This window comes from Streptomyces morookaense (genome assembly GCF_013030945.1).
GTDB classification, from domain to species: Bacteria; Actinomycetota; Actinomycetes; order Streptomycetales; family Streptomycetaceae; genus Streptomyces; species Streptomyces morookaensis.
In genome coordinates this window covers 1-622 of record NZ_JABBXF010000193.1, presented here as the reverse complement: position 1 = coordinate 622, position 622 = coordinate 1, and the positions used below count along the sequence as shown (strand labels likewise).

1 protein-coding gene is annotated in these 622 nt (G+C 70.9%); it reads right to left on the bottom strand.

What is annotated here, in order from left to right:
- Window positions 1-622 (bottom strand): NAD(P)-dependent malic enzyme (locus HG542_RS34105; protein WP_304414306.1); only part of this gene is annotated, 622 nt, incomplete at both ends.

The following is a 622-nucleotide window of genomic DNA, read 5'->3' as shown; positions in this document are numbered from 1 at the left end:
CGTTGAAGACGCTGGGGATGATGTAGTTCGCGTTGAGCTCGTCCTCGGCGACGACGTCGGCGAGGGCGCGGGCGGCGGCGAGCATCATGTCGGTGTTCACGGTGCGGGACTGGGCGTCCAGCAGGCCGCGGAAGACACCGGGGAAGACCAGCACGTTGTTGATCTGGTTCGGGAAGTCCGAACGGCCGGTGGCCACCACGGCTGCGGTCTGGCGGGCGACGCCCGGGTCGACCTCCGGGTCGGGGTTGGCCAGCGCGAAGACGATCGCGTCCTCGGCCATCGCGGCCACGTCGTCACCGTCGAGGACGTTCGGTGCCGAGACGCCGATGAAGACATCCGCGCCGCGCACGGCTTCCTTCAGGGTGCCGGTGATGCCCTCGGGGTTGGTGTTGTCCGCGATCCACCGCAGCGCCGAGTCGGGGGCCGCGTCGACCAGGTCCGCCCGCCCGGCGTGCACCACGCCGTGGATGTCGGCGACGACGGCGTGCTTGACGCCGGCGGCCAGCAGCAGCTTCAGGATGGCCGTACCGGCGGCGCCCGCACCGGACATGACGACCCGTACGTCGGCGATGCGCTTGTCCACCACGCGCAGCGCGTTGGTCAGCGCGGCCAGCACCACGAT